The organism is Pseudomonas koreensis (assembly GCF_024169245.1).
GTDB classification, from domain to species: Bacteria; Pseudomonadota; Gammaproteobacteria; order Pseudomonadales; family Pseudomonadaceae; genus Aquipseudomonas; species Aquipseudomonas koreensis_F.
In genome coordinates, this window is record NZ_JALJWP010000001.1 from 4,872,347 (window position 1) to 4,897,915 (window position 25,569).

A 25,569-nucleotide genomic window follows, 5' to 3' on the forward strand; every position below is an offset into this window, starting at 1 on the left:
AACAGGGACCGCGAAATGATCGTCAGACCGAGACCCAATCAGTTCGCCGTGCTGTTCACCCTCAGAGGTTCGATCGCCAAACGCATTGCCGTGCGCACCTTGATGCTGACACTGCTGGCTGCAGCGATTGTGCTGGTTGAAATCCTTGTGCCGCGCTACTTCGCCGAGATCAACGCGACACCGTTCACCCTGCTCGGCTTGTCGCTGTCGATTTTCCTCAGTTTTCGCAACAACGCCTGTTACGACCGCTGGTACGAGGGCCGCAAGGCCTGGGGCGAGGTGCTGTTGCGGGTGCGCGCGGTGATGCGCGAAACCCAGGGCATCGACGACGCCAGCCTGCGTGAACAACTGTTGCGCAACCTGTGCGGGTTTGCCCATGCATTGAACGCACGACTACGCGCAGAGAGTGAGGCGCAGGCCAGTGCCGACTGGGTCAGCCCGCCAATTGACGAGGCTGCACCGGATCACTGCGGACAGATCCTGCACCAGGTCGGGCGCCAGTGTTCCGAGCTGGAAACGGCCGGTGTGCTGTCGCCATGGCGCTATCAATTGCTGGCCAATCACCTGACCTGCCTGTCCCAGGCCCAGGCCGTGTGCGACCGGATCAAGAACACGCCGCTGCCCTTCCCTTATACCCTGCTGCTGCACCGCACCATTTACCTGTTCTGCCTGCTGCTGCCCTTCGCCATGGCGCAATCGCTGGGTTGGTTGACGCCGCTGTTCACGGCGATTGTCAGCTACACCTTCTTCGGCTTCGACGCGATTGCCGACGAGCTCGAAGACCCGTTCGGCCGCGATGAAAACGATCTGCCAACCGACGCGCTGGTGCGCACCCTGGAGCGCGACGTGCTGCACGAACTCGGCGTCCGGCCATTGCCGCCCGCGCCGCAACCGGACGACTACGTACTGCGCTGAATGGCGCAGCGGCGGGCCCGGCGTGTTCACTCTGGACCGAGGTGCGGACATTCGCGAGCAGGCTCGCTCCCACAGTTGAAATGCATTCCAATGTGGGAGCGAGCCTGCTCGCGAAAAAGGCAACTCGGTCAATCAGACCAAACGCACCAAGCGACACCGGCAAATTTTGCGTTTACACGCGCGCGAATTCCCCCTTACTATCCGGGCACACCGGTTGCCGGGCCCGCCCTGCCGCCGACGCTTTCCGCCAACGGAAACACGCGTTATGAGTACGTCACCACAACAACCGCAAAGGTTGCACGTCTCTGCTGTACGCGCCCACTGCAACAGGGGCCGCGTATGAACCGCATCGTCAATCTGCCCATGGCCCTGCGCCGTTCCAAGCTGCGTCACTCCGCACGCCCGCCGGATATCACCGCTCCTGTCTGATCGCGTGGGCTGATACCCGCGACAGTCACTTTCCCTGTTCCCTGATATCCCTGCCGGGACACCTACGCCTTTTTGTCGCGTCGTGTCCGGCCGAATCTGCGCGCCTGTGCGGCGCCATCGTGAGTGATTTGCCATGAAATTCGCAGCCATCGAAGACGCACGCCTGTTCCTCGAACAGAACCCCGATATCGACATGATCGAGTTGTTCATCCTCGACGCCAACGGCGTGCCGCGCGGCAAGCTGTTGCACCGTGAAGAGCTGCTCGCGGTGTATGAAAGCGGCCGGCCACTGCCGAGCACCATCCTTGGCCTGACCGTACAGGGCGAGGACGTCGAGAACTCCGGGCTGGTGTGGGACGTCGGCGATATCGACTGCCGTGCCTATCCGCTGCAAGGCAGTCTGGTGCGCCTGCCATGGCGGCAGATTCCGACTGCGGCGGTGCAGGTCAGCATGCACCCGACCGAGGGCCTGCCGGCGAGCATCGCTGATCCTCGGCACTTGCTGATCAAGGTGATCGACGGCCTCAAGGCCGAGGGTTATCACCCGATCATGGCCTGCGAGCTGGAGTTCTATCTGCTCGACGCCAAACGCGATCACAACGGCCGCCCGCAACCGGCGCTGGACGCCGACGGCGGGCGACCGCGACACACGCAAGTCTACGGTTTGCGCGAGCTGGAGCAGATCGAGCCGTTTCTCGCCGATCTCTACAGCGCCTGCAAACTGCACGGCATTCCGGCGCGCACGGCAATCTCCGAATACGCCCCGGGCCAGGTGGAAATCACCCTCGAACACGGCGATGCGCTGGTGGCGATGGATCAAGCGGTGCGCTACAAACGTCTGGTCAAAGGCGTGGCGCACAAGCACGGCATGCAGGCGACGTTCATGGCCAAACCGTTCGATGATCTGGCCGGCACCGGCATGCACATGCACGTCAGCCTCGCCGATGCCGAGGGGCGTAATCTGTTCGCCTCTGAAGACCCAGCCGGCACGCCACTGTTGCGCACGGCGATTGGCGGCATGCTCGCCTCCTTGCTCGATTCGCTGCTGCTGTTCTGCCCCAACGCCAACTCCTATCGGCGTTTCCAGGCCAACAGCTACGCGCCACTGGCGCCGACCTGGGGCGTCGACAACCGCACTGTCAGCCTGCGCGTCCCCGGCGGCCCGGCGCCGACGCGACACATCGAACACCGCATCTGCGGCGCCGACGCCAACCCCTATCTGGCGGCGGCGGCGATCCTCGCCGGCATTCACCGTGGCATTCGTGAAGAGCTGGATCCGGGGGCGCCGGTCGAGGGCAATGGTTATGCCAAGGCGAAAGAACTGCTGCCGACCGATTGGCTGACGTCGTTGCAGGCGCTGGAAAACTCCGCGTGGGCACGGGAGGCATTGGGGCAGGAATTCCTTGGGGTGTATCTGGCGGTGAAGCGTGCCGAGTATCGGCAGTTCATGGCTGAAGTGGGTGAGCAGGATTGGCGGTGGTACCTGACCGAGGCCTGAGGATTCACCTCAACCCCTGTAGGAGTGAGCCTGCTCGCGATTGCGGTGTGTCAGACCCTGATTTTTTGACTGACGCAGCGCTATCGCGAGCAGGCTCACTCCTACAGGGGACCGTGTACAACCTGAATTAATGTGGACACTGCCATGACCATTCGCTGCAATTCCTACTACACCGCCACCCTCAATCAGGATACCGATTACCCCACCCTGCAAGGCCGGCACAAGGTCGATGTGGTGATCATCGGCGGCGGTTTCACCGGTGTCGCCACCGCTGTCGAACTGGCAGAAAGAGGCCTGAAAGTCGCGATCGTCGAAAGCCACAAGATCGGCTGGGGCGCGACCGGGCGCAACGGCGGGCAAGTCACCGGCAGCCTCTCCGGCGACGGCGCGATGCGCAAACAGATGCGCGCAAAACTGGGCGATGACGTCGACGATTTCATCTGGCACTTGCGCTGGCGCGGTCATGAAATCATCCGCCAGCGCGTGGAAAAATATGCGATCCAGTGCGACCTCAAACACGGCCATCTGCACGCGGCGTACAAGCCGAGCCACATGACCGATCTGCGCCAGGACTACGACGAAGCCGTGCGTCGAGGTCTGGGCGATGAAGTGAGTCTGCTCGACCGCAGCCAGGTTCGCGATCTGCTGCAAAGCGAGCTCTACCACGGCGCGATCAAGAACACCCGCAACATGCACCTGCACCCGCTCAACCTGTGCATCGGCGAAGCGCGGGTGGCCGAAAGTCTCGGCGCGCTGATCTTCGAAAACAGTGAAGTGCTGGAGATCATTCATGGCGCGACGCCTGGGGTGAGAACTGCTCAAGGCCAGATCGACGCCAATCAAGTGATGCTTGCCGGCGACGTCTATCACAAGCTCGAACCGGGCCAGCTCAAGGGCAAGATTTTCCCGGCCATGGGCGGCATCGTCACCACCGCGCCGCTGGGTGATCTGGCGAAACAGATCAACCCCGAAGACCTTGCCGTGTACGACTGCCGCTTCGTCCTCGATTACTACCGGCTCACCGCCGACGGCAGGTTGCTGTTTGGTGGTGGCGCGAATTACAGCGGCAAGGACTCACGGGACATTGCCGCCGAATTGCGCCCGTGCATCGAGCGCACATTTCCAGCGCTCAAAGGCGTGCCGATCGATTACCAGTGGAGCTGCGCGATGGGCATCGTCATCAACCGCATCCCGCAACTGGGCAAGCTCTCGGACAACGTCTGGTATTGCCAGGGCTACTCGGGACATGGCATCGCCACCACGCACATCATGGGCGAGATCATGAGCCGGGCGATCACCGGGCAAATGGAACAGTTCGATACCTTCGCCGCGTGCCAGCACATCCGCGTGCCAATGGGCGACCTGCTCGGCAACCCGTTGCTGGCGGCGGGGATGTGGTATTACCAGATGCTCGAGCGGTTGCGCTGAGTGGACTGGCACCTTCGCGAGCAGGCTCACTCCTACATTTTGAAATGCGGTCCCCTGTAGGAGTGAGCCTGCTCGCGATGAGGCCCTCAAACCCAACAAAAAATTCAATCCGGCAACTGCTCCACCACAATCCCCAACCGCCGATAGTCCTGGACACTCCCCGACCCCAGATGCCGTTCGGTAATCAGCCTGTGCAGGCGCGTGCACGGCGCCACCACAAACGGCTCCACCGCCCCCAGCTTGTCCGCCGTGGTCACCGCAATTACCCGCGTCGCGCTGTTGAGCATCGCCTGTTTTACCGGCACCTCATCGAAATGCAGCGAGGTAATCCCGACCTCGGGATGAATTGCACATACCCCGGTAATCGCCAGATCCGCCTTGATTCCCGCGAGCAATCGCAGCGCTTCCTGACCGCTCGCCGACATCGAGTGCGGATTCAATTCACCGCCCGCCAGAATCACTTTGACGCCCTTGTATTCGGACAAGGCAATCGCCGTCAGCGGTGACGCGGTCACGGCGGTGATGCGGATATCGGCGGGTAACGCGCGCGCAACCTGCAAGGTGGTCGAGCCGGAATCGAACAACACAATCTGCCCGTCCTCGATGTGCTGGGCCGCCAATTGCGCCAGGCGCACTTTGATCTCGTCGGTTTCATCGAGCCGGGTGAAATAATCCTTGCCGGAGTCCTTGGGTCGCGGCAACGCCCCGCCATGCACGCGTTGCACCAGCCCGGCGCTGTCCAGCTCGGCGAGGTCGCGGCGGATGGTGTCTTCGGAAACCGCGAAATGCTGGCTCAGCTCCGAGGCCATGACCTTGCCGTCACGTTCGAGAAGCAAAAGGATTTTCTGCCGACGCAGAGACGGCAATTCAGCGATGGAGTGATCGTGCATGGTTATGCCTGTTTGTGCTTGTAATTGCAGGTTTCAGCGACACTAGCGAAAGTCTCGGGCAAATACAAACGCAGCGGCTATCAATGCTTTCGATCATTGGAATCAACAAGGCGAATTTTTTCTTTGCGCTGCGCCTGTTCACAATGGTCCCACTCTTAAAAGCTCAGGATGAACAGCCCATGAATCTCAACTTCGCCTTCGCCTGCATGATTGTCGTCTCGTTCGCGATTGCTTTGGGTCACGCCTGACGCGCCGTGCGCATCGGGCATCAGGTCGAAACCACCCGCGCCTTGCGCACAAACAGCGCATGAGCCTTGTCCCAGAAGTTGCCGCCCAGTACAAAGAAGCTGCCGACAAACATCAAATCCCCGAGCAATTGCATCTGCCACAGATTGGGCCGTAATCCGGGCCAGAAGTTATCGAAATACGGTTCCAGAAACGAGCTGAGCAACGGCAGGCAAAACATCACCACGCCGATCCGGTGCCGAGTCGGGCCAACCTCGTCGACCGGCGTCGGAATCATCCCCGAGATATAACCGCCGATCTTGCGTTTGAGCTCGGCAAACCCGGCCTTGCCCATGACCGCAATGACCACCAGTAACAACACTTTGTTGCTGATGAACAGAACCCCGGTCAATGCCGCTATCTTCGAGCCTGGTACGTCGAAGGCGGCGGCCAGCGGCACCATCAGCCACGAGCCAAGCATCACGCAGATGATTGCCAGGCCAACCTTGAAGCGCCAGTTGGAAGCGGGGGGCGGCGTTAGCTGATCCTTGACGTTTTCCATGGTTTTGTACCTGTTGGGGTGGGGTGCAGACGCCTGAAAAGCGTAGCAGCAGATCCGCACGAACAACTCGCCATTCGCAGTCTATGCTCCACTGATATTCGCGGGTCAGGGACATGACGCAATGCCTCCAACAACCGCCCTGCTGACGCGGCCCGGTCACCTGTTGTTGCTTGGCGCCCTGAGCGTTGGCGGGTGCGTACGCCTGGGGCCGGATTTCCAGCCCCCCGCTGAGGCGTGGAGCCGACAGTGGAACAGTTCCGCGCTGGAACAGGCCAGTAAGCGCGCCGCTCAGCCGGATTTGCGCCAGTGGTGGCAGATCTTCGCCGATCCTGTGCTCGACCGCCTGATCAGCGCGGCCGATGCGCACAACAGCAGCCTGAAAATCGCCGGTCTGCGAGTACTCGAAGCCCGCGCGCAACTGGGCATCGCCGAGAGTGCTCGCTACCCGCAACTGCAGCAGCTCGGCGCCGACGGTCTGTATGTTGACCGCCATCAGTCCGGTGGCAGCAACCCGCAGGATCTGCACTTCTGGCAACACAGCGCGGCGTTCGACGTTGGTTGGGAACTGGATTTCTGGGGCCGATTCAGCCGCGCCATCGAATCGTCGGATGCGAGCTACTTCGCCGCACAGGCCAACTATGAAGACGCCCTGGTGCTGCTGCGCGCGCAAGTCGCTGATACCTATTTCGCTTTGCGCACCACCGAAGCGCGGCTGCGCGTCGCCCGGGAAAATGCCGTTCAGCAAAAACGCAATTTCGAGATCACTCAACAACTCTTCAGCAGCGGCCAGACGGCCGAACTGGATCTGCAACAGGCGAAAACCCAATACCTCGGCACGCTGAGCAGTATCCCGGCGTTCGAAGATCAACTGCTGCGCACCCGCAACGCCCTGGCAGTGCTGGTTGGCCAGCCACCCGGTGGCGCGGCGCTGCTGGCCGAACAAACCGGACTGATCCCGCTGACGGATCGTGCAGTGTTGCAGGACATCCCGGCCAACCTGCTGCTGCGCCGTCCGGACGTGCGTGCGGCGCAAATGAATGTCGCTGCGCAATCGGCGCTGGTCGGCGTCGCCGAGAGCGATCTGTATCCGTCGCTGACCTTGCTCGGCAGTATTGTCTGGTCCAGCGATACCCTCGGCGCCACGCCGCGCAGTCTCGACCTTATCGGTGGCCCGAGCCTACGCTGGAACATCTTTGATTACGGGCGTATCCGCAACAACGTGCGGGTGCAGGATGCGCGCTTGCAGCAACTGATCGAAGCCTATCGCGACAAAGTGCGCCAAGCTGCCCGCGAGGCTGACGACGCCGCCAGCGGCTTGACCAAAGCGCTGGAACGCGAGCGTATTCTGCGTGAAGCCGAAGGTGCGGCGCGGCGTTCGCTGGTTCTTGCCAACACCCAATACCGTGAAGGCTATTCGGATTTCCAGCGGGTACTCGACGCGCAACGGGCGCTGCTGGAGTTGCAGGACAATTATCTGGTCAGTCGCAGCAATGCGGTGAGCAATCTGATAGCCCTCTACAAAGCCCTCGGTGGCGGGTGGCTGAGCAACGCGCCGCCGATCGATGAGCCGACTCGGCAACACATGCAGCAACGTACCGATTGGGGGGATCTGCTCAGCGCGCCGCCCGCCCGACCAGCGTATCCCCTTCCCTCGCAGGTAAGCCGCCATGACTGACAACGCGCCGCCCGCCCCGGATCCTGTATCTGCCCAACCCGATCCGGCAAAAAAAGGTATCCGCTGGGTGCTGCTGTTGATCGTGCTGAGCCTGGCCTGGTACCTGCTCGCCGACCGCTACACACCTTACACTCAGCAGGCACGGGTCGGTGCGTTTGTGATTCCGGTAGCGGCGGAGGTCGCCGGTCGGGTGATCCGCGTCAACGTGCGTAATAATCAGGACGTGAACGCTGGCGACATCCTCTTCGAACTCGACCCGCAGCCGTTGCAAATCGCTGTTGACCGGGCGAAGGCTGATCTGGAGTCGACCCGTCGCCAGGTCGGCGCCAGCACCGCCGGTATCGCCTCGGCGCAGGCGTCGTTGCGTGCTGCGCAAGCCAATGAACTCAAGGCACGGCAGGACAATCAACGGCTTGAAGGCTTGTACAGGCAGGATCCCGGTACAGTGTCCGTGAGACTTCTTGAAGTGTCTCGAGCCAACCGCGAACAAGCGGTCGCGCAGGTCGCCGCCGCCCGAGCCGAAGTGCAGCGCGCGCAAGAGCAGGAAGGTGGAAATACTGACACCAACGCGCAACTGCGCAGCGCTGCTTCGGCACTGGCCAAGGCCGAACTGGACCTGGCCAACACTCGCATCGGCGCGCGTTCGGCCGGCTTGATTACTGACCTGCGCACCGACGTCGGCCAGTTCACCACCGCTGGCAATCCGGTGATGACCTTGATTGCCATCCACGACGTGTGGATCAGCGCTGACCTCACCGAAAACAACCTCGGCCGCATCCAACCCGGAACACCGGTCGCGATCGTCCTCGATGCGTTACCCGGCGAAGTCCTTGACGGCCGCGTCCGCAGCGTTGGCTACGGCGTCAGCGTCGGCCAGACCCCAGCGCCCGGCACTCTGCCAAATATCCAGAACAGCCGCGACTGGCTGCGTCCGGCGCAACGTTTTCCGGTGATCATCGAGTTCACGCGAGAGGCAAAGAACCGTCTCATGGACAGCCGAGCGATACGTGCCGGCGGCCAGGCCGAAGTCATGGTTTTCCCCAGCGAAGGCAATCCGCTCAACTCGTTGGGGCGGCTGTTTGTCGCGTTGATGAGCTGGCTGTCGTATGCCTACTGAGCGCAGCATCCCGGCGCAACGGGCCATGCGCCTTGCGTTCGGCACGGCGCTGTGCACCGCTGCCAGTTATGCGCTGGCCTTGCCGCTGGCGTTTATTTCGCCGGTATTGGCGGTGTTGTTGCTGGCCAGCATGCCCAAACCCTTGCCATTCAAAGGTGCGCTGGTGCTGGCATTGGTGGCGGGCCTTACCACGAGCATCGGCCTGCTGCTGGTGCCATTGCTGCGCTATGCCCCGGTGAGCGGCGTACTGTTGATCGGCCTCGGTCTGTTTGTGGTGTTTCGCTTCGGCCTGCGCGGCGGCAATCCGCTGTTGGTGACGTTTCTGGTGATCGGCATGACCATGATTTCCGCCGCCGGATTCGCCGAATTCGATCTGGCGATGGCGGTGATCGGCGCGCTGGTCAAAGGCTTGTTGCTGGCGGTCGCAGTGGTCGGTGTCAGCCATGCGCTGTTTCCTGAGCAACCTGATAGCCCCGCCCCACCAAAACCGCCGTCCCTGCCTGCCGAGGAAGTTCCATGGGTGGCCCTGCGCGCCACTCTGATTGTGCTGCCGACGTTCATGCTGGCCCTGAGCGATCCGGCCAGCTATCTGCCGATCATCCTCAAAGCTGTCAGCCTGGGCCAACAAAGCTCTACCACGCACACCCGTCACGCCGGCCGCGAACTGCTTGGCTCGACCCTCCTCGCAGGCGTGCTGGCGGTGCTGCTCTGGTGCGGGTTGAGCCTGTTTGTGCATCTGTGGATGTTCTTTCTGTGGATGCTGCTGTTCGGCCTGTGGCTGGGGCGCAGACTCTATCGCCTCAGCCCTACGCGGTTCAGCCCCGGTTTCTGGCTCAACACCCTCGTGACCATGATCATCCTGCTCGGCCAATCGGTGCAGGACAGCGCCGCCGGCAAGGATGTGTACACCGCGTTCGCGGTGCGCATGGGCCTGTTCATTCTGGTGGCGCTATATGGCACGTTGATGATGCACGTATTGGCAGCACAACAAATCCGGACTGTCGGCACTGCCCGATAATCGCTATCTGACCCTACAGCTCAGCCACCAAGAAGCTTGCTGAACACCGAGGACACTTTCATACCCGATACCTGCCATCCGATAGAGACACAACCAACGACCAATGACGCTGCCAGCCCCATCCACAATTGGCGAATACGAATGAGATGTTGCCGTTTCTGGTTTGAAAGCGCCGCGCACGTCGATTTCAACCTGCTCAACGTTTCAAGCGTTTCTTTCTGCTCGCCCGTCTTCTTGTCCAATGCGTCAGTCACACGATCGATTTCGCCCTTCAGCTCACCGTTGTCGGCTTCGGCCTGACACAGGTCGTTTTTCACTACAGCCAATTGCCGTGCGGTTGCAGAATGCACCCCACTGAGTCTATTGAGCTGTGCCAAGAGGTCTTCACGATTGCTTTGTGCGGCCTGCAAAGCACTGTCAGCAGCCTCCAGTCGAGTTGAAATCTCAGCTCGCGCCTGCACCAATTCGCCGTTTTCCACCTGAAGTTCGTTGATGGTTCTTTGCTGAAGAACAACCTGCTCTTCCAAATACTGCCGGGAGCTTGGATCGCTCAATACCCTGCATCGCAGAAAACCGTTTGGCCCTTCGAGGATTTTTTTTATGAATGCCTTGTGCGCGGCCTCACGCTCGTCCGTCGTATTTTCATCAGAAAATTTATAAACGAAGATATCCGGGATATCGACCTCCACCACTGGCACTGACAGTGCCCGCAGATCCGTCTGTTTCTCTGCATCCACAGCATTTGTGCTATGCACTTCCAGATACAGTTGCTGCTCCCACTTACACCCTATGCGGCTTTCGGTTTCAAATTTCAGGTAGACATCAACAGAGCGGGAGCTCTCATTTTGCGTCACAAGCCTTTTCTCGGACTCGGCGTGGGTCACCGTTATCGAAATGTTCTCTTGTCTCCTGGCCCTGGTGCTTGAATTGAAGATCAGCTGCAACCGTGCCCGCTCGATCGATATGAGGGCCTCTTTGAACAATTGGTGATTCAGGGATTCCCCTCCAACACCACCGCCACTGCCATCATTGTTGATATAGGCAAAATAGCTGGTCCCCCCCTTCATCACGTGCTTGACCGGTTTACGATTGCCTGGTTTGTGAGAACTGTAGAAAAGTTGCCCTGTGGGCTGTCCGTGAAACTCTTGGCATCGACGGCGTTCGATCTGTTTGGCCGTCACTTTATCGGCAAGTCCACCGAACGGTGACAGGTACGCAAAACTTTTTGCCATCTCACAAAAACCCGAATAAAAAATAAAAAATACAACGTTGCCGTCACTCGACCAGTCTCAGATTCCGCTGCGGCGTACTGGATGACGTTTTCGCCTTTGGCTATTCAGATGACTATCACTCGCTTCCACAGCGATCATGTTTTACATACGCAACCGTGCAATCGCCCGCCGATACTTCTCGATCCGCTCCAGATCCTCCCAACCCGGCGAGGCGATCCGCGAGATATCGCTGTTCTCTTCCAGATCCGCCAGTTTCACCACCCGGCCGATCGGGTTCTGCGCGGCGCGATCGACGAAATCCTCATAGGATTCACCGGGCACTTTGCTCACCGCTGCAAGCGCCGTCAGCACCTCTTCGCTGAAACCTTCCCCGCGCAAATCGTCCAGACTCACGCCGCAATCCTCGACCACATCGTGCAGCACAGCGACGATGCGCTCTTCCAGAGTATTCATGCGCAACATGACTTTCAGCGGATGCAAAATGTACGGCGCGCCGCCCTTGTCCACCTGCCCGGTGTGGGCCGTGGCGGCAATGGCGATGGCGCGTTCGAGGGTTTGGGCCATGGGAGTCTCCGTGGTTTCAAAGGCCATAGCGGCCACCGACGTGAATGTTGCGTTTGAGCCAGTTGCCGATGGCTCGCAGGCGCCCAACTGTTTTTGCCGGCTCAGCATGGCGCTGCAGAATCATCGTCACCAGCGTCGCCTGATCCGCCTGCGGACTTGCATCGATCAATTCCGCGACCCAGGCGCAATCGGCCTTGCGCAGGTGCTCGCGCCAGTCGCCGGACCAGCCGTCCAGCTCGTCCCGGGCCAAAAACCGCGCGCCGCCATGCTCCATATGTCCGCCGCCCATGGATTGTTCAAAGCAGAACGGCGTGTCCGGCTTGCTCGGGTCGATATGGAAAAGATAGATATCGTGAAAGGGATGCTGCGAAGCGGGGGCAATGTTGCGACGGCCGATTTCAATCATGGCGACGGTCCAATCCTTGGGCGCTGAAGGTATCTGATGGTTGCGCAGTGTACGCGAAGATGGGGCAGCGCAAAGCCGATTGAACCTTGCCCGCCCTCGCCGCCTCGAAACCAGACAAGCGCCAAATCCGATCAGACGCGGCGCCATTGGAGAGGAATTGCCGATGAAAACCCGACTGCTGCTCCTGATCGCCACATTCGCCATCATCCCCACCTGCGTCATGGCCGAAGGCTGCGACGTCCAGACCCGTTCCTCCAGCGCCGCAGTGCCCGCCGTGGAAACCCACAGCTGCTACGAGTACGAAGGCATGCCCGTGGACTCCATCAACTGGTCATGCAGCAACGAAAGCAAGGACACCCTCAACGCCACCAAGAGGAAAGTCGAGCGCTGCGACGACCACTACCAGGCCACCTGCACCGCCCGCCTCACCCAGGAATCCCTGGCCAATCCGCATTCGACCAGCAAAGACAAAAGCGCCAAACCGCTGAACATGCCCGACAACGCCAAAGTCACCACGTATTACTACGATGGCGAACATCTGGCTCAGGCGAAGATTGATTGTGAGAACAGTGGTGGGAACTGGAAGGCTAAATAGCTTCAGCTGCCAGGAATGTCTATCAAAGAGCCCGGCTTGATGCCGGGCTTGCTGCATCTGAAAACAGCTTCAGCCTTCACCGGCACCGCTGCTGGTACCGCTGTCATTCGATTGCTTCGAACCACTGGGCTTGGAACCCGCAGGGGTTGAGCCATCATTGTTGGTGGTGTTGCCCTGAGTGCCCTTGGGCACGGTGGCGCCATTGGAATGAATGTCTTCCGGCGCGCTCGGGTTGGTTTGGCTGTTGCCGTCATTTGCGGTGGGTTCAGGGGTGTCGCTGGCGGCTGTTGCATAAAGCGAGGAGGCGGATAACAGGGTGGCTAACGTCAGTGCTGCGAGATTGGATTTACGCATGTTGGCGGTTCCTTTGCAGGGGTTAGGTATGCATTGGAAGCGGGCGCGCATGGAAAATGCGGGAGGGCTGACGAATGGCAACAATAAATAGAACTGACACCTCGAAAGAAATATCGGGTCATGAAAAGACAATAATTTATACGCAGAAAAAAGCCCGGCTCAAAAGACCGGGCTTTCAGTTTGCGACACCTATCAACCACCGCCGCTCCCGCCACTGCTGCTGCCGGATGGTTGACCCGCAGGGGTGGGTTTGGAGGCAGATGGCACCGGCCCATTGTCGGTCTTGCCACCATCACCACCTTGGGGCAGCGAATCGGCATCCGGGTCGGCATTGGTGGCTGGAGACGCCGGTTCACGAGTCTGGCTGCTGCCATCGCTCGCTTTCGGGGTAGACGTTTCGCCAGCCGCGAGCGCGTACGGCGCACTGCCGAACAGCAGTGCCGTGAGGGTTAACACCGCGATTTTATGGTTCAGCATGGTGGCTCTTCCTTTGCGTGGTGAGTTACAGCATTGGAAGAAGATGTGCGGCGAACGTGCGATGGGTCGGACGAACGGCTATCACCTGAAGACATCGCGAAATTTCAACGCCTGCACACTTCGCAGGAAAATACCGCAGGCGGCCTGCGGGTTCCCGAAAAATCAACCTCGATAAAGCTATGCGAAACGCATGCCCCTCAGAAATTCGCCGGCGTGTTCGCACTGATGATCTCAGCCTCATCCGCGCCGATATTGCGAAACCTGTGCGGTAACGTCGTCGGAAAGTAATACCCATCGCCCGCACTCAACACACTCACCTGCCCGTCCACGGTCAATTCCACCGTGCCGCGCGTAACCAGCCCGCACTCTTCGCCTTCTGCATGCACGATCGGCTCTTCGCCGGAGCTGGCGCCGGGGGCGTATTGTTCGCGCAGCAGGCGCATCTGGCGGCTGGGGACAGAGGCGCCGATGAGCAGCAGGCGCAGGCCGTGGCGGCCGAGGTCGGGTTGTTCGTTGGCGCGGAAGACGTATTGGTGTTCGCGCGGCGGCTGGTCGAAGGTGAAGAAGTCGGCCAGGGACATCGGTATGCCTTCGAGCAGCTTTTTCAGCGAGCTGACGGAGGGGCTGACGCGGTTCTGTTCGATCAGCGAGATGGTCGCGTTGGTCACGCCGCTACGCCGGGCGAGCTCGCGCTGGGAGAGTTTGTAGCTTTCGCGTACTAGTTTGAGTCGAGAACCCGTATCCATGACTGCCTTATGTTGAGGTACTTAAGGGTAATGGGGGTGGGTGGCGGGTGACGCGCAGGTCGCGCGGATCACGTTGCTCCCGTGTCCCGGAACCGTGAAAGGCGGCTATTAAATCACGTTTGCGGGTGTTGCTCAGCAGGTTCGATGGATGGTGAGACGAAACTTCCTCTCGCACTGGCAATACAGCCAATGTGGGAGCGAGCTTGCTCGCGAAAGCAGTGTGTCAGACAACGAAGATGTTGGCTGATATGGCCCCTTCGCGAGCAAGCTCGCTCCCACATTTGGTTTTGAGCAGGTCAGCAAAAGCGAGTGTGGCTGGGTTGGCCTCTTCGCGAGCAGGCTCGCTCCCACAGGGGAAAACCGGCGCGGTCTTGGACCGTCGCCGGGGAGGTGACTCAGAGGCCGAAGCGGTCGCGCAGTGAGTAGTAGACGGCGCCCAGAGCGGTGAGCGGTGCGGAGAAGGTGCGGCCGCCGAGCATCGGCATATGCGGCAGGGAGGCGAAGGCGTTGAAGCGTTCGGCGTCGCCGCGGATCATTTCCGAGATCAGTTTGCCGGCCAGGTGTGAGCAGGTAACGCCGTGGCCGCTGTAGCCCTGCATGTAGTAGGCGTTCTTTTCGATGCGGCCGAATTGCGGCATGCGCGACATGGTCAGCAGGAAATTGCCGGTCCAGCGGTAATCGATTTTCACGTCCTTGAGCTGCGGGAAAGTCTTGAGGATCTTCGGCCGAATCAGCTGTTCGATGTCGTCCGGCTCGCGCGCGCCGTACACCACGCCTCCTCCGTAAAGCAGACGGTTGTCGGCAGTCAGGCGGTAGTAATCCAGCAGGTAATTGCAATCTTCGACACAGTAATTATTGGTGATCAAACTGCGTGCTTGCTGCTCGGTCAGCGGTTCGGTGACGACGATCTGCGAGCCGCACGGCATGCTTTTCGCGGTGACGCGGTTATCGAGACCCTGCGGCAGATAAGCGTTGCCGGCGATCAGCAGGTACTTGGCGCGGACCAGACCTTTGCCGGTGCGCACGGTGATCGGCTCGCCGTAGGTGATTTCCACCGCCGCCGATTGTTCGTAGATCTTGCCGCCCAGCCGCACGATCGCTGCGGCTTCACCGAGGGCCAGGTTCAACGGATGAACGTGGCCGCCCTGCATGTCCAGCAAGCCGCCAACGTAGGCATCGGAACCTACTTCACGACGAATATCCGCGGCGTCGAGCATCTTCAGATTGCGGTTGCCGTAGCGTTCCCAGTTGCGCTTCTGCTCGGCCAGGCCGTTGAGTTGCTTGTTGTTCATCGCCGCGAAAATACCCCCCGGACGATAGTCGCACTGGATGTCGTAATCCTGGATGCGTGAACGGATGATGTCGGCGCCTTCGAAGATCATGCTGCCGAGAATTTCCGCAGTCTTGTCGCCGTAGCGCTCTTCGATGACATCGACGTCGCGGCTGTAGGAGTTGACCAGTTGACCGCCATTGCGCCCGCTGGCGCCGTAGCCGACTTTCGCCGCTTCCAGCACCGTGACTTTATAGCCCGCCTCGCTGAGGAACAGCGCCGAAGACAGGCCGGTATAGCCGGCACCGATGATGCAGACGTCGCAGTCCACCGCTTCTTCCAGAACCGGAAAGTCGATGACTTCGTTGCGGGTGGCGGCGTAGTAGCTGTTTACGTGTTGCTGTTTCATACATTTCTCCGAGGGTCGCCAATGAGGGGCGACCGCCGCTGTAAAAGAGTCAGAGCTTGATCCAGGTGGCTTTCAGCTCGGTGTACTTGTCGAAGGCGTGCAGCGATTTGTCGCGACCGTTGCCCGACTGTTTGAAGCCGCCGAACGGTGCAGTCATGTCGCCGCCGTCGTACTGGTTGACCCAAACGCTGCCGGCGCGCAGGCCGCGAGCGAAGGTGTGCGCCTTGCTCAGGTTGCTGGTCCACACACCGGCGGCGAGGCCGAAGATGCTGTCGTTGGCGATCTGCAGCGCTTCTTCAGCGGTGTCGAAAGTGATCAGCGACAGCACCGGACCGAAGATTTCTTCCTGAGCGATGGTCATTGCGTTGGTCACGCCGTCGAAAATCGCTGGCTGCACGTAAAGGCCACCGGTTTCTTCGAGGGTGCGCTGGCCGCCGGCAATCAGCTCGGCGCCCTGCTCGCGACCGATGCTGATGTAGCGCAGCACGTTGTCGAGCTGACGCTGGTCGACCACGGCGCCGACGGTGGTCGCCGGATCCAGCGCATGCCCCGGTTTCCAGGCTTGCAGCGCTTCCACCAGCAGCGGAATGAACTGCTCGCGGATCGAACGCTCAACCAGAAGACGCGAGCCGGCAGTGCAGACTTCGCCCTGGTTGAAGGCGATGGCACCGGCCGCTGCTTGGGCTGCGGCGCGCAAGTCTGGTGCATCGGCGAACACCACGTTCGGGCTCTTGCCACCCGCTTCGAGCCAGACGCGTTTCATGTTGCTCTGGCCGGCGTAAATCATCAGTTGCTTGGCGATTGCCGTGGAGCCGGTGAAGGCCAGCACATCGACATCCATGTGCAACGCCAGTGCCTTGCCGACGGTATGGCCATAACCTGGGAGCACGTTGAACACGCCTTTCGGAATCCCGGCCTCCAGCCCAAGCTGCGCGATGCGGATCGCCGTCAGTGGCGATTTTTCCGAAGGCTTGAGGATGAACGAGTTACCCGCCGCCAGCGCCGGGGCGAACTTCCAGCTGGCCATGATCAGCGGGAAATTCCACGGCACGATCGCCGCGACCACACCGGCGGGCTCGCGGGTGACGAGGCCGAGTTGGTCGTGGGGCGTGGCGGCGACTTCGTCGTAGATCTTGTCGATGGCCTCGGCACTCCAGCGGATCGCGTTGGCGGTCGCCGGGATATCGATGCTCATCGAATCGCTGATCGGCTTGCCCATGTCGAGGGTTTCCAGCAGCGCCAGTTCTTCCTGATGTTGCAGGATCAGATCGGCGAAGCGGATCAGGATGCGCTTGCGCTCGGCCGGGGCTTTTTTCGACCAGATGCCGGAGTTGAACGATTGGCGCGCGGCCTCGACGGCGAGATTGGCGTCGCCTTCATCGGTACTGGCGACGGCGGCAAGAAAGCGGCCATCGACCGGGCTCAGGCATTCGAAGGTGTCGCCACTGATCGCCGGGCGGTATTCACCGTTGATGAAGGCGCGGGATTCGATGGACAGAGACTGGAAGCGTTGTTCCCAGTCGTTGCGGGTTGTGGTCATTGTTATGAGCTCGACAAAAGGAATGGGGATGGGCGAACGCACGCCAAACGAAATCTGATAACCGTTCCCATGTAGGAGCTGCCGAAGGCTGCGATCTTTAGCTCTTGCTCCGAAAATCAAAGTCAAAAGATCGCAGCCTTCGGCAGCTCCTACAGGGTTGGGTGTCAGCTTTTAGACGGTATGCAGATACCAGTTGTACTCAAGGTCAGAAATCGAGTTCTCGAACTCGGCCAGCTCGCTTTCCTTGCAGGCGACAAACACGTCGATGTACATCGGGTCGATGTAGCGCGCCATGACTTCGCTGTCGTCGAGTTCACGCAAGGCGTCGCGCAGGTTGTTCGGCAGGCTCTGCTCGTTCTGCTCGTAGCTGTTGCCTTCGACCGGAGCGCCCGGTTCGATCTGGTTGGTCAGACCGTGGTGAATACCGGCCAGCACCGAAGCCATCAGCAGATACGGGTTGGCGTCGGCACCGGCGACGCGGTGTTCGATGCGCACGGCGTCGGCTGAACCGGTCGGCACGCGCACGGCGACGGTGCGGTTATCGATGCCCCAGCTCGGCGAGTTCGGCACGTAGAACTGCGCGCCGAAACGGCGATACGAGTTGACGTTCGGGCAGAGGAAAGCCATTTGCGCCGGCAGGGTCTCGAGCACACCGCCGATCGCGTGACGCAGTGCGGCGTTCTGCTCGGGGTCCTCACTGGCGAAGATGTTGTTGCCTTCTTTATCCAGAATCGAAATGTGCACGTGCAAACCGTTGCCGGCCTGGCCTGGGTACGGCTTGGCCATGAAAGTCGTGTCCATCTCGTGGTCGTAGGCGATGTTTTTCACCAGACGCTTGAGCAGCACCGCGTAATCACAAGCCTTGATCGGGTCGGAGACGTGATGCAGGTTGACTTCGAACTGCGCCGGGGCACTTTCCTTGACGATCGCGTCGGCCGGGATGCCCTGCTCTTTCGCGCCTTCGAGGATGTCTTGCAGGCAGTCGACGTATTCGTCGAGATCATCGATCAAATACACCTGGGTCGACACCGGACGCTTACCGGAGACCGGCGAACGTGGCGACTGCGGACGGCCATTCACGTTGTCCTGGTCGATCAGGTAGAACTCAAGCTCGAACGCCGCGCAAATAGTCAGGCCGAGGTCGTCGAACTTGCGCACCACATTGGCCAGCACTTCACGCGGATCGGCGAAGAACGGCTGCCCTTCGATCTCGTGCATGGTCATCAGCAATTGTGCGGTCGGGCGCTTTTGCCACGGCTCGATGCTCAGGGTGCCGGGAATCGGGTAGCAGATGCGATCGGCATCGCCAATATCGAGGCCCAGACCGGTGCTTTCCACTGTCGAGCCGTTGATGTCCAGCGCGAACAGCGACGCCGGCAGGTTGATGCCTTTTTCGTACACCTTATGAAGACTGGTGCGTTCGATGCGCTTGCCGCGCACCACACCGTTCATATCCGCAATCAGAAGGTCGACGTACAAAACCTCAGGATATTTCTTAAGGAATGCGTTGGCTTCGTTGAGTTGAACGGTACGCAGAGGGACCGACATGATGCACCTATTTAGCTGTTAATTATTATGTTCACCACCGTGTTGCGCAGCCAGTCAATCCGAAAGGCAAAGTGAAGTCAATAGCGAACAGCTGGCCCCTCAGCCTTTATTTTTCGGGCTTTTATTAACGCTCTCGTGCCAGATCAACTGCTAAACCCCATAAAACCAGAGCGGCGCGATGATCGCCGTTTAGAATTTTTTACATGGCAGTTGTTAATTAAAATCAACGAGGCTAAGCTCCGGAAAAGCTCGTTCAAGTGACAGACTTCGAGGTGAATAAAAATGGCATTCAAGCCATTGATCGGCGTTACTGCGTGCGTCAAACAGATTGGCCTGCACCCCTATCACATCAGCGGCGACAAGTACTTACGTGCTGTCAGCGTTGGCGCTCAGGGGCTGCCAGTGGTCATTCCTTCCCTTGGCAACCTGACTGAAATCGAAGACCTGCTCGGTCAGCTCGACGGTCTGCTGCTGACCGGCTCGCCGTCGAATGTGGAGCCTTTCCACTATCAAGGCCCGGCCAGCGCACCCGGCACGGATCACGATCCGGCCCGCGACGCCACCACCCTTCCTTTATTGCGTGCAGCCATCGCGGCCGGCGTTCCGGTGCTCGGCATCTGCCGTGGCTTTCAGGAGATGAACGTGGCCTTCGGCGGCAGCCTGCATCAGAAGGTGCATGAGCTGGCGGGCATGCTCGATCACCGCGAGGCTGACAGCCCGGATGTGGCGGTGCAATACGCCCCGGCCCATGCGGTCAGCGTGATCGCTGGCGGTGTGTTCGAAGCGCTGGAGCTGCCCAACGAATTTCAGGTCAATTCGATTCACAGTCAGGGCATCGACCGCCTCGCTCCTGGCCTGCGTGCCGAAGCCGTGGCGCCGGACGGTTTGATCGAAGCGATCTCGGTCGAGCACAGCTCCACCTTCGCCCTCGGCGTGCAATGGCACCCGGAGTGGCAAGTGCTGGACAACCCCGACTACCTGAAGATTTTCCAGGCGTTCGGCGCAGCGTGCCGGCACCGGGCGGCATCGCGCAGTCAGCGCTGACGCAACCACAGACCCAATAACGTTTTACTGCCCCTCGGCTGGCGGGTGTGCGTTTGCACATCCGTCAGTCGTGAACCGCAACAACCGTAATAACAACAAGTACGACCCAAGCCGCAGGGGCAGGAGCCCTGTAGGAGCTGCCGAAGGCTGCGATCTTTTGATTTTGTTTTTCAGGATCAAGATCAAAAAATCGCAGCCTTCGGCAGCTCCTACAGGTGCACCTGCAGGCTTGCAATCCACTTAAGCCCGGCCACATTGGCCAGGCACACGAAACCTGTTGGGAGTTTCACATGGCAAACGCCTCCAGCACTTACCGCAAGGCACTCGAAGGTCATCAGCAACCGAAAAAGGTGTTGGTGAAAGTCGATCGTGTCACCAAGAAGTTCGACGAAACCGTGGCCGTGGACGATGTGTCCCTGGAGATCCATCAGGGCGAAATCTTCGCGCTGCTGGGCGGTTCCGGTTCGGGCAAATCGACTCTGCTGCGCATGCTCGCCGGTTTCGAGCGGCCGACCGAGGGGCGGATTCTGCTCGATGGCGTGGACATCACCGACATGCCGCCGTACGAGCGGCCGATCAACATGATGTTCCAGTCCTACGCGCTGTTCCCGCACATGACCGTGGCGCAGAACATCGCCTTCGGCCTCAAACAGGACCGCTTGCCTGCCAGTGAAATCGATGCCCGCGTCGAAGAAATGCTGCGTCTGGTGCACATGACCCAATACGCCAAACGCCGCCCGCATCAGTTGTCCGGCGGCCAGCGGCAGCGCGTCGCCCTCGCCCGCTCGCTGGCCAAACGGCCGAAACTGTTGCTGCTCGACGAGCCGATGGGCGCGCTGGATAAAAAGCTGCGTTCGCAAATGCAACTGGAGCTGGTGGAGATCATCGAGCGCGTCGGCGTCACCTGCGTGATGGTGACCCACGATCAGGAAGAAGCCATGACCATGGCTCAGCGCATCGCAATCATGCACCTGGGCTGGATCGCGCAGATCGGCAGCCCGGTCGACATTTATGAAGCGCCGGTCAGCCGCATGGTCTGCGAATTCATCGGAAATGTGAACGCCTTTGACGGCACCGTGGTGGAAGATCTGGAAGGCCACGCGATCATTCACAGCCCGGATTTGCAGCAGAAGATTTACGTCGGCCACGGCGTCAGCACCTCGGTGCAGGACAAATCGATCACCTACGCCATCCGCCCGGAAAAAATGCTCGTCAGCACCACTCAACCGGAGTTTCGCTACAACTGGTCCGAAGGCAAGGTGCATGACATCGCCTACCTCGGCGGCCACTCGGTGTTCTACGTCGAGCTGCCTGGCGGCAAGATTGTCCAGTCGTTCATGGCCAACGCCGAACGCCGTGGCGCGCGACCGACCTGGGACGACAAGGTCTACGTCTGGTGGGAAGACGACAGCGGCGTGGTGCTGCGCTCATGAGAACCTTCAATCAGCAATTCCTGCGGCTGGTGCCCAGCGGACGAAAACTGGTGATCGGCATTCCGTTCATCTGGCTGTTCCTGTTCTTCATGCTGCCGTTCTTTCTGGTGATGAAGATCAGCTTCTCGGAAGCCGCGCTGTCGATCCCGCCGTACTCGGAGATCTACACCTTCGCCGAACAGAAATTCCAGCTGCTGCTGAACATCGGCAACTACACCCTGCTCGGCGAAGACGAGCTGTACCTGTCGGCCTACCTCGGCTCGCTGAAAGTCGCGGCACTGAGCACGCTGATGTGCCTGGTGATCGGTTTTCCGATGGCCTACGCGATCACCAAGACCGGCAAGGAAACGCAAAACGTCCTGCTGCTGTTGATCATGATGCCGACCTGGACAGCGATCCTGATCCGTGTGTATGCGTGGATGGGCATCCTTAGCAACAACGGTCTGCTCAACGCGTTCCTGATGTGGACCGGGCTCACCGATCATCCGATCGAGATCCTCAACACCAACACAGCGGTGTACATCGGCGTGGTGTATGCCTACCTGCCGTTCATGGTCCTGCCGCTCTACGCCAACCTCGTCAAACACGACAACAGCCTGCTGGAAGCCGCGCAGGACTTGGGCTCGAGCAACTTCAACAACTTCTGGAAGATCACCGTGCCACTGGCGAAGAACGGCATCATCGCTGGCTGCATGCTGGTGTTTATTCCGGTGGTCGGCGAGTTCGTGATTCCAGAACTGCTGGGTGGCCCGGAGACGCTGATGATCGGTCGCGTGCTGTGGCAAGAGTTCTTCAATAACCGCGACTGGCCGGTGGCGTCCGCGCTGGCGGTGGTGATGCTGTTGATCCTGATTGTGCCGATTCTGCTGTTCAACCGCAGCCAGGCCAAAGAGATGGAGGCACGGGGATGAAACGCTTCAACTTTTCCAGGTTCATGCTGATCTTCGGCTTGATGTTCATTTATCTGCCGATGCTGATTCTGGTGATCTACTCGTTCAACGCCTCGAAACTGGTGACCGTGTGGGGTGGCTGGTCGATCAAGTGGTATGTCGGCCTGCTCGACAACACGCAACTGATGGGCTCGGTGCTGCGCTCGCTGGAGATCGCCTGCTACACCGCAATTGCAGCAGTGGCGCTGGGCACCCTTGCCGCTTTTGTCCTGACTCGCGTCACGCGCTTCAAGGGTCGCACGCTGTTTGGCGGCCTGGTCACCGCGCCGCTGGTGATGCCGGAAGTGATCACCGGTCTGTCGTTGTTGCTGCTGTTCGTGGCGATGGCGCAGTTGATCGGCTGGCCGCAGGAGCGTGGCATCGTCACCATCTGGATCGCCCACACCACGTTTTGTGCGGCCTATGTCGCGGTGGTAGTCTCGGCGCGCCTGCGTGAGCTGGATCTATCGATCGAAGAAGCGGCGATGGATCTCGGCGCGAAACCGTTCAAGGTGTTTTTCCTCATCACCATTCCGATGATCGCGCCGTCGCTGGCGGCGGGCGGGATGATGTCGTTCGCCTTGTCGCTTGATGACCTGGTGCTGGCGAGTTTCGTCTCCGGGCCGGGCTCGACCACGCTGCCGATGGAAGTGTTCTCGGCGGTGCGCCTGGGCGTGAAGCCTGAGATCAACGCCGTGGCCAGTCTGATTCTGCTGGCGGTGTCGCTGGTGACTTTCCTCGTCTGGTACTTCGGCCGCAAAGCGGAAGCCAATCGCAAACGGGCGATTCAGGAAGCGATGGATCAGACCGCCAACGAAGCGTGGCAGCCGCAACGTGCCGCGACCGCCGTGTAGGAGCTGCGGCACGCTGCGATCTTTTGATCTTCACAAGCAAGATCAGGAGATCGCAGCCTCGTTGCACTCGTCAGCTCCTACACAAATGTTGTCAGGCCGACCAGCCAATTCCCTCTCCCTCCGGGAGAGGGTCAAGGTGAGGGGCCTTTGCTTGAAGTTAATAAAAAGATGGGAGTTGTAGCGATGAAAATGTTTGGCAGGACTCTGCTGACACTGTCCTTAATGGGCGCAATGGTCATGGGCGCCCAGGCCAACGACAAGGTGCTGCGTGTTTACAACTGGTCCGATTACATCGCGCCGGACACCGTCAAGAAGTTTGAAGACGAAACCGGCATTCGCGTGACCTACGACGTCTTCGACAGCAATGAAACCCTGGAAGCGCGCCTGCTGGCGGGCAAATCCGGCTACGACATCGTCGTGCCGTCGAACAGTTTTCTGGCCAAGCAGATCAAGGCCGGCGTCTATCAGCCGCTGGACAAATCAAAGCTGCCGAACTGGAAGAATCTCAATCCGGTGCTGCTGAAAAATGCCTCTGCCAGTGATCCGGACAACGCCCATGCGTTCCCGTACATGTGGGGCTCGATCGGTATCGGCTTCAATCCGGCCAAGGTCAAGGAAGTGCTCGGCGCCAACGCTCCAACCAATTCCTGGGACTTGCTGTTCAAGCCGGAGAACGCGGAAAAGCTCAAAGCCTGCGGCATCAGTTTCCTCGATTCGCCGACCGAAATGCTCCCGGCCGCCCTGCACTATCTGGGCTATCCGGTGAACGACAAGGACAAGGCGCACATCGCCGAGGCGGAAGCGCTGTTCATGAAAATCCGCCCGTACGTGGCGTATTTCCATTCCTCGAAGTACATCTCCGATCTGGCCAACGGCAACATCTGCGTAGCGGTCGGTTACTCAGGCGACGTCCTGCAGGCCAAGGCGCGTGCGGTGGAATCGGGCAACAACGTGGTAATCGACTACAGCATTCCCAAGGAAGGCGCCGGCAGTTTCTACGACATGGTCGCCATCCCCCGGGATGCGGCGAACGTCGACAACGCCTACCTGTTCATGGACTTCCTGATGCGCCCGGACATCATCGCCGAAGTCACCAACAGCATCGGCTACAGCAACGCCAATGCGGCGGCCACGCCACTGGTGGACGAGGCGATCCGCAACGAACCGGGCTCGTATCCGTCGCAAGCGGTGATGGCGACCTTGTATGCCGTGCCGGATCAGCCGATTGCCACGCAGCGGATCATGACCCGCGGCTGGACCCGGGTGAAGCTTGGTAAATAAAAACACCGATAATCAAAAATGTGGGAGCGAGCCTGCTCGCGAAAGCGGTAGGACAGGCGACGAAAATGTTGGATGTGCCGACGCCTTCGCGAGCAGGCTCGCTCCCACAGTCGATCGATGTGAGCCGGCCAGATTCTGATGTTTCCCGTTCACGCAGCGCCTTACCACCGCTGCACCCTGCTCTGAACGGCCTCACCCGGCTCCCTCGGCTCGGGTGAATTTGCAGGCGCCTTCGGGCGCCTTTTTTGTTCGTTCAGATCAGCGACCAGTCCTGCAAAACCCGATAGCGGCCCTTGTGCGATTCGAACAAAGCGAAGCGTTCCGCGCGCAGAAAGAACTCCGGCGGCGCGCTCGTTTCCGGCTCCGGCGCACGGTATTCGCGGGCCAGGGTCAGGTGCGGACGAAACTCGTGGGTGGTCTCCTCAAAACCAAACGGCAGCATCGCTTGCTCCAGCGCATAGACCAGGCGCAACAACGCCGGCGGCGCCTGCTCCGGCGCCAATGACAACACCCCTGCTCGATGCCAGACCTGCAAGCGATCCAGCGCAACCCGCAACGCTTCGCCCGGAATACGCACACTGCTCGCTGCTTCGCAGACGCCGTGGATCTGCGCCAGCGGCACTGCTCCGAGGAACAACAGGGTCAGATGAAAATTATCCGCCGGTACCGGTTTCCCGGTTCGCAGGCCCAGCTCCGCGCGCCACTGGGCGATTGCCTTGCGCTGCGCCGGCGGGCAATCCAGCGCAAAGAACAGCCGCTTTGCAGGTTCATCCTTGCGCACCCCATCAATCATCGCCCTGCCCCCTTTATCGTCTTGATCGCGCCGATTCTACACAGCCTGTGCTGACGACTCGCGACAGGAAGCTATAGTTCAAGGATTGCCAACAACCGGAGGCTGCCATGCGCGAGATCCTCAGCAAAGAACCCTGGTGGGCCCGGCCACCACAACCCGGGCAGAACGAAAGCGAACTGGAATGGGGCTGGCTGGTGCATTACAGCGAAGGCGAACCACGCTTCGAATTCGTCCCCGAACGGCCGAGCGACGAGCAGATTCGCAAGCGCAAGAGCTGCCGGGTCACCCCCTCGCCCGAGTGAATAGAGCCCGTGAGCACTAATCCTGTGGGTGCGAG

Annotated in this window: 26 protein-coding genes; 14 read left to right on the forward strand and 12 right to left on the reverse strand. The window is 60.1% G+C overall.

The genetic code is table 11. The features are described from left to right. Positions 1–15 precede the first annotated feature (15 nt). The 3 genes from J2Y90_RS21465 (at position 16) to J2Y90_RS21475 (ending at position 4,270) form a co-directional block, all read left to right on the forward strand. Positions 16–915, forward strand: a complete 900-nt coding sequence (locus tag J2Y90_RS21465; protein WP_253502929.1) for a bestrophin family protein — start codon at positions 16–18, stop codon at positions 913–915. A gap of 562 nt (positions 916–1,477) precedes the next feature. Then, the gene (locus tag J2Y90_RS21470) at positions 1,478–2,842 is read left to right on the forward strand and encodes a glutamine synthetase family protein (RefSeq protein ID WP_253502932.1); all 1,365 of its coding nucleotides are present in this window, start codon (positions 1,478–1,480) and stop codon (positions 2,840–2,842) included. A gap of 144 nt (positions 2,843–2,986) precedes the next feature. Next, the gene (locus tag J2Y90_RS21475) at positions 2,987–4,270 is read left to right on the forward strand and encodes an NAD(P)/FAD-dependent oxidoreductase (protein WP_253502935.1); all 1,284 of its coding nucleotides are present in this window, start codon (positions 2,987–2,989) and stop codon (positions 4,268–4,270) included. A 104-nt stretch (positions 4,271–4,374) separates the two neighbouring features. On the opposite strand, the gene J2Y90_RS21480 is transcribed toward J2Y90_RS21475, so the two are convergent. Beyond that, the gene (locus tag J2Y90_RS21480; RefSeq protein ID WP_253502938.1) at positions 4,375–5,160 is read right to left on the reverse strand and encodes a DeoR/GlpR family DNA-binding transcription regulator; all 786 of its coding nucleotides are present in this window, start codon (positions 5,158–5,160) and stop codon (positions 4,375–4,377) included. Positions 5,161–5,243: 83 nt separating this feature from the next. Here J2Y90_RS21480 and J2Y90_RS21485 point away from each other — a divergent pair, with 83 nt between their 5' ends. Beyond that, the gene (locus J2Y90_RS21485; RefSeq protein ID WP_253502941.1) at positions 5,244–5,408 is read left to right on the forward strand and encodes a hypothetical protein; all 165 of its coding nucleotides are present in this window, start codon (positions 5,244–5,246) and stop codon (positions 5,406–5,408) included. A 20-nt stretch (positions 5,409–5,428) separates the two neighbouring features. On the opposite strand, the gene J2Y90_RS21490 is transcribed toward J2Y90_RS21485, so the two are convergent. Further along, positions 5,429–5,947, reverse strand: coding sequence for a transporter suffix domain-containing protein (locus J2Y90_RS21490; protein WP_253502944.1), 519 nt, complete (start codon positions 5,945–5,947; stop codon positions 5,429–5,431). A 121-nt stretch (positions 5,948–6,068) separates the two neighbouring features. On the opposite strand from J2Y90_RS21490, the gene J2Y90_RS21495 reads away from it, so the two are divergent. The 3 genes from J2Y90_RS21495 to J2Y90_RS21505 are packed head-to-tail and all read left to right on the forward strand — an operon-like array spanning position 6,069 to position 9,757. Then, complete coding sequence (locus J2Y90_RS21495) at positions 6,069–7,622, forward strand: efflux transporter outer membrane subunit (RefSeq protein ID WP_253502947.1); 1,554 nt, start codon at positions 6,069–6,071, stop codon at positions 7,620–7,622. Next, on the forward strand, positions 7,615–8,739 hold the full coding sequence (locus J2Y90_RS21500) for an HlyD family secretion protein (RefSeq protein ID WP_253502950.1): 1,125 nt from the start codon (positions 7,615–7,617) through the stop codon (positions 8,737–8,739). The genes J2Y90_RS21495 and J2Y90_RS21500 overlap by 8 nt, the downstream gene beginning before the upstream one ends. Continuing rightward, positions 8,729–9,757: a DUF2955 domain-containing protein gene (locus J2Y90_RS21505; RefSeq protein WP_253502953.1), complete on the forward strand. Its 1,029-nt coding sequence runs from the start codon at positions 8,729–8,731 to the stop codon at positions 9,755–9,757. The genes J2Y90_RS21500 and J2Y90_RS21505 overlap by 11 nt, the downstream gene beginning before the upstream one ends. Positions 9,758–9,777: 20 nt before the next feature. Here the strand turns inward: J2Y90_RS21505 and J2Y90_RS21510 are convergent, their stop codons facing one another. The 3 genes from J2Y90_RS21510 to J2Y90_RS21520 form a co-directional block, all read right to left on the reverse strand. Further along, a complete protein-coding gene (locus J2Y90_RS21510; protein ID WP_253502955.1) occupies positions 9,778–10,989 on the reverse strand; it encodes a hypothetical protein in 1,212 nt (403 codons plus the stop codon). Between the two features lie 141 nt (positions 10,990–11,130). After that, on the reverse strand, positions 11,131–11,553 hold the full coding sequence (locus tag J2Y90_RS21515; protein WP_253502959.1) for an HD domain-containing protein: 423 nt from the start codon (positions 11,551–11,553) through the stop codon (positions 11,131–11,133). A 16-nt stretch (positions 11,554–11,569) separates the two neighbouring features. Beyond that, positions 11,570–11,959, reverse strand: a complete 390-nt coding sequence (locus J2Y90_RS21520; protein ID WP_253502962.1) for a hypothetical protein — start codon at positions 11,957–11,959, stop codon at positions 11,570–11,572. A gap of 163 nt (positions 11,960–12,122) precedes the next feature. Here J2Y90_RS21520 and J2Y90_RS21525 point away from each other — a divergent pair, with 163 nt between their 5' ends. Beyond that, positions 12,123–12,554, forward strand: a complete 432-nt coding sequence (locus J2Y90_RS21525) for a hypothetical protein (protein WP_253502965.1) — start codon at positions 12,123–12,125, stop codon at positions 12,552–12,554. A 69-nt stretch (positions 12,555–12,623) separates the two neighbouring features. On the opposite strand, the gene J2Y90_RS21530 is transcribed toward J2Y90_RS21525, so the two are convergent. From J2Y90_RS21530 to J2Y90_RS21555, 6 genes are all read right to left on the reverse strand, one after another. Continuing rightward, complete coding sequence (locus J2Y90_RS21530; RefSeq protein WP_253502968.1) at positions 12,624–12,908, reverse strand: hypothetical protein; 285 nt, start codon at positions 12,906–12,908, stop codon at positions 12,624–12,626. A gap of 192 nt (positions 12,909–13,100) precedes the next feature. Further along, entirely contained in the window at positions 13,101–13,385 is a 285-nt protein-coding gene (locus tag J2Y90_RS21535; RefSeq protein WP_253502971.1) for a hypothetical protein, read from the reverse strand. Positions 13,386–13,582: 197 nt separating this feature from the next. Further along, on the reverse strand, positions 13,583–14,131 hold the full coding sequence (locus tag J2Y90_RS21540; protein WP_093223112.1) for a cupin domain-containing protein: 549 nt from the start codon (positions 14,129–14,131) through the stop codon (positions 13,583–13,585). Positions 14,132–14,526: 395 nt separating this feature from the next. Then, positions 14,527–15,810: an NAD(P)/FAD-dependent oxidoreductase gene (locus J2Y90_RS21545; protein WP_253502974.1), complete on the reverse strand. Its 1,284-nt coding sequence runs from the start codon at positions 15,808–15,810 to the stop codon at positions 14,527–14,529. A 49-nt stretch (positions 15,811–15,859) separates the two neighbouring features. Next, complete coding sequence (locus J2Y90_RS21550; RefSeq protein WP_253502977.1) at positions 15,860–17,350, reverse strand: aldehyde dehydrogenase; 1,491 nt, start codon at positions 17,348–17,350, stop codon at positions 15,860–15,862. 171 nt (positions 17,351–17,521) lie between these two features. Next, positions 17,522–18,898 carry a glutamine synthetase family protein gene (locus J2Y90_RS21555; RefSeq protein WP_007918694.1) on the reverse strand — a complete coding sequence of 459 codons (1,377 nt, stop codon included), beginning with the start codon at positions 18,896–18,898 and terminating at the stop codon, positions 17,522–17,524. Positions 18,899–19,180: 282 nt separating this feature from the next. Here J2Y90_RS21555 and J2Y90_RS21560 point away from each other — a divergent pair, with 282 nt between their 5' ends. The 5 genes from J2Y90_RS21560 to J2Y90_RS21580 all read left to right on the forward strand — a co-directional run bounded on the left by J2Y90_RS21560 (position 19,181) and on the right by J2Y90_RS21580 (position 24,439). Next, positions 19,181–19,942 (forward strand): gamma-glutamyl-gamma-aminobutyrate hydrolase family protein, encoded by a 762-nt coding sequence (locus J2Y90_RS21560; RefSeq protein WP_253502980.1) that lies wholly within the window; start codon positions 19,181–19,183, stop codon positions 19,940–19,942. 290 nt (positions 19,943–20,232) lie between these two features. Beyond that, on the forward strand, positions 20,233–21,375 hold the full coding sequence (locus J2Y90_RS21565; RefSeq protein ID WP_039763289.1) for an ABC transporter ATP-binding protein: 1,143 nt from the start codon (positions 20,233–20,235) through the stop codon (positions 21,373–21,375). Continuing rightward, positions 21,372–22,286 carry an ABC transporter permease subunit gene (locus J2Y90_RS21570; protein ID WP_039763290.1) on the forward strand — a complete coding sequence of 305 codons (915 nt, stop codon included), beginning with the start codon at positions 21,372–21,374 and terminating at the stop codon, positions 22,284–22,286. Before J2Y90_RS21565 ends, J2Y90_RS21570 begins: the two co-directional genes overlap by 4 nt. After that, positions 22,283–23,158: an ABC transporter permease subunit gene (locus tag J2Y90_RS21575; RefSeq protein WP_253502983.1), complete on the forward strand. Its 876-nt coding sequence runs from the start codon at positions 22,283–22,285 to the stop codon at positions 23,156–23,158. Before J2Y90_RS21570 ends, J2Y90_RS21575 begins: the two co-directional genes overlap by 4 nt. 183 nt (positions 23,159–23,341) lie before the next feature. Then, positions 23,342–24,439, forward strand: a complete 1,098-nt coding sequence (locus J2Y90_RS21580; protein ID WP_024013335.1) for a polyamine ABC transporter substrate-binding protein — start codon at positions 23,342–23,344, stop codon at positions 24,437–24,439. A gap of 253 nt (positions 24,440–24,692) precedes the next feature. On the opposite strand, the gene thpR is transcribed toward J2Y90_RS21580, so the two are convergent. Further along, positions 24,693–25,232 carry an RNA 2',3'-cyclic phosphodiesterase gene (gene thpR, locus J2Y90_RS21585; RefSeq protein ID WP_253502986.1) on the reverse strand — a complete coding sequence of 180 codons (540 nt, stop codon included), beginning with the start codon at positions 25,230–25,232 and terminating at the stop codon, positions 24,693–24,695. Positions 25,233–25,339: 107 nt separating this feature from the next. Here thpR and J2Y90_RS21590 point away from each other — a divergent pair, with 107 nt between their 5' ends. Beyond that, entirely contained in the window at positions 25,340–25,534 is a 195-nt protein-coding gene (locus J2Y90_RS21590; protein ID WP_253502991.1) for a hypothetical protein, read from the forward strand. Positions 25,535–25,569 lie beyond the last annotated feature (35 nt).